Annotated in this window: 5 protein-coding genes; all 5 read right to left on the bottom strand. The window is 34.8% G+C overall.

All coding sequences use genetic code 11. The annotated features are described in order from the left end of the window. Positions 1-325: 325 nt before the first annotated feature. Complete coding sequence (locus tag AC1DSL_RS16490; protein ID WP_477533028.1) at positions 326-1288, bottom strand: MBL fold metallo-hydrolase; 963 nt, start codon at positions 1286-1288, stop codon at positions 326-328. A gap of 190 nt (positions 1289-1478) precedes the next feature. After that, the gene (locus AC1DSL_RS16485) at positions 1479-1871 is read right to left on the bottom strand and encodes a DUF4181 domain-containing protein (protein WP_477533027.1); all 393 of its coding nucleotides are present in this window, start codon (positions 1869-1871) and stop codon (positions 1479-1481) included. Positions 1872-1967: 96 nt separating this feature from the next. Then, a complete protein-coding gene (locus tag AC1DSL_RS16480; RefSeq protein WP_477533026.1) occupies positions 1968-2177 on the bottom strand; it encodes a hypothetical protein in 210 nt (69 codons plus the stop codon). An 81-nt stretch (positions 2178-2258) separates the two neighbouring features. Then, the gene (locus tag AC1DSL_RS16475) at positions 2259-2543 is read right to left on the bottom strand and encodes a hypothetical protein (RefSeq protein WP_477533025.1); all 285 of its coding nucleotides are present in this window, start codon (positions 2541-2543) and stop codon (positions 2259-2261) included. A 293-nt stretch (positions 2544-2836) separates the two neighbouring features. Then, positions 2837-3385: WYL domain-containing protein (locus AC1DSL_RS16470; protein WP_477533024.1), on the bottom strand; the 549-nt coding region annotated here is incomplete at its 5' end.

Genomic DNA, 3385 nt, shown 5'->3' with positions numbered 1-3385 from the left:
GTTCAATCATCATTTTGAAAAATGCAACATTTTCTATGTCAACATTTTCGATTTTCTCGCTCTCTTCCTTTATTAAAGTAGAAACAGAGTTTTTATAATTAAAATATTTCAACCTTCTTCTCCTTTTATTCACTTCTGATTGCTAGTGCTTTTTTATCCCCGTGAGTTCATTTAGCTGTTTTTGATTAGGATTTTCCACAGTAATTCAGTTACATTTTAGCATTTACTTGTTAAACTAACCTGTTCCGTTAGCCATCCATGCACCGCAAATTCAGCACTGCAAGGGAAGAAAATGGATACAGACCGGGTACCCAAATCCCTGAGGTTACCAATCTTTCGGCTTTATGTTCTTATTCATCCAATTTTTTTGTGGTGCTTTGTATGGGGTGGCGGCTATTAAATGATTATTGTGCCAGTTTGCTGCTCCCGAGCGAATCATTTCATCGAGTAGGATTGGAATAAATTCTTCTGGCTGAAGTTGGAAAGAGTGGCGTGCAAAATCTTGGAACCAACCACACTTTAGCAGATAGTTATCGATTTCTTCTTTTGCCAATCCGTTTTTAATGATTAACGTGAATGAAAAAATCCTCTTGCAGGCATGCCATGAAATTTTTTCTGGCATCTTGAGCCACTTTTCAAGCCTTGCTCTTGCAGCATCAATGGCATCCAGAGGATTCTCCATTAGAGGTCCATGTCCTGAATATGCCTTTTGAATCCGGAGCATGGACAACCGATCCAAACTTTCTATAGATCGTTGGATAGATGTGACACCCTCTCGAAAGATATTTAACCATCCAATATCATTTTTGTGAAAGAGATCCCCGCAAATTAATATCTCTTCTTCAGGTTCATATAAAGAAATATGCCCTAACGTATGACCTGGTGTGTGCAAGACTTTCAAGGTTCTACTTCCTGTATTAATCTCATCGTTATCTGAGAGCTTTGTATCTACTCGATAAGGTTCTACAGACTGATCTAACCATTCTGCACCACAGGCTTCAGGGTCACAAAAATTAATTAAATCAGCGTCCCATTTATGCGTAGCAATCGAAACACCATAATTTTTTTGAAGATAAAAATTGCCTCCTACATGATCACTGTGATAGTGCGTATTCACAATAAGGTGTAATTCTTCTGGTGAAACGCCTGTTTCTTTAATTAATTGCTCTGTCTCTTTCGCTTCACTCCCAAAACCGGTATCAATAAGTATAGGCAGTCGATCCTTAATAAGGATCATGTTTGCACTTGGAAAATTTCTTTCAAAGAAAATAATACTGTTTTTTTTCATAAGCTATTCCTCCTCCACAACCCGGGATTTCCTTTTATTCGATAATCTTGGAGGATAATCCTTCTTCAACAAACCTGCCCCGTTAGTTGAATAAGAAAAAGGCTTTACCCCTTATTGAAGTAAAGCACCCGTTAGTTGAAGAAGATTTACTTACTGACTTAGCAACCACACTGTCTACAACTAAGCAGTTTTATTGTGTAATAAATTGAATGACTATTACTATTGCAAGTAACATTATTACCCCTTCGCTAAGAGTTAGAATATATTGTTTGGGGTTCTGCGAATATTTCCTCTCAAAAAATGCTCTTACTGGATAATCTAGTCCAATGCAGAAAATTGGTATTAGTAAAAGGTAATTTGGATAATTTTCAACTATCACCAATATATTGGTAATTATAATTGTGATAATAGAAGTAATTCTGATACCCCAATCAATTTTCCTGTGCAGATTGTTTATGTGGTTGTAAGAAAAAAAGGACTTTTTTTCTTTTTCAATCTTAAGTACTTTTTTCAAAAGAAGTTTTACTACCACATTTAAACCAAACACTATCAACACAAAGAGTGCCAACTTTATCAAGAACATATGATCCTCCCGTTATTAAAATGACCTACTCTATAGTTGTAAAAGTAACTTAGGGATCTTCCACTAAAGCACTCGTTAGTTAAATAAAATAGCAGGTTAATTTGTCGACTTTTTATGTACCCCTTTATTTCCAAACTTCCTAATATAGAAAAAAGTACAAGTAAGAATTGCACCCATAATCATCCCGATTACTGTTAAGTTTATTCCTGTCCCCGTGTGAGTACCATCTGCACGAAAAGTTGCATTAGCATATATCGAGACGCAAACGATAATGAAACCAATCCATTCAAAAATCTTAGTTCTCATCACTCAACCCCCCCTTATAAATAAATTATAACATAATTTACCAATTAGAAAACACCCTCCTTCCTCATCTAACCTGCCTCGTTAGTTGAATAACTTCAACCACCAAGGATAATCAAATTGACCATCTGAAATCTGATAGAAGTCACCAAATATACCTAAATGAGTCATCCCGTGCTCATGAGCGACAACTGGAGTGTAGGTTGAAAACATATAAAAGTTTATTCTTTCAATTTGAATACTTGGTGGTGTTTCTTCCCATTCAATATACTGAAGGTATTCCTGTTTAGTTGGGTTTGTTGCTATCATTAAAACAATAATAAGAACAAGTAAAGCACTGATGATATACCTCTTTTTCACCTTATTCATTATCATCAAGCCCCCTCGGAAAATATTTATTCTTCTTCAACTAACCTGCATCGTTTGTTGAAGAAGAATAAAGAGCTGTCTTAGGAGCTCCATGATTTCAATTCATATGTACAAATTTCTCTTTTAAAGTGATGTATTCTCTATCTAAAATACTCATAAATACATCTGTCTCGTACTTTCCTTCAATAAATGCTCCTTCCCTCTCAATGCGCCCGATGATCTTTAACTAAAGCACCTGTTAGTTGAATAAGTTCAACAAAATGATTATAGATGAATGACTTTATTATTGTTTCCTATACCAAATCACGGTATAAATCACTCAATACTAAAATTTTCTTTTTTATTTCAGCTCTTAACTCTATGGGTTCAACTACTTTTGCATGCTTTCCCATTTGTATGAAATAATCAGCCAAAAAGTCGATTTCTGCTTCACTTATTGAACCCTTAATGACTCCATAACCTTTACTGTCTATTGATATTTGATAATATAGCGAAACATTAGATTTAAATTTTTCTACTCCTTCTGGTGTTAATTCCACAATAAGCTCATACTCTTTTTTTGTTGTGAAAATGTTAATAATATCATTTAAGTTGGTTTCTTTTAGATTCATCTTGTCATTTCTTGCACTTAATCCGATCTCTGATATCCGATCGCAACGAAAAAGTCTAAATTCCTTCCTAAGATAACAATACGAAGGACAATACCATCTTCCATACTGAGAAAATAATCCAACTGGTTGAATTTCTCTTTTAACCCCTAAGTATGAAATCCAAAGCGGCTCATTTCCTATTGCCGCAATAAATAGCTCTTTTAATAGGGGACTTTCTTTACTCTGATTATC

Source organism: Paenisporosarcina sp. P4_D4 (genome assembly GCF_056401835.1).
This window is presented reverse-complemented; position numbering and strand designations above follow the sequence as displayed.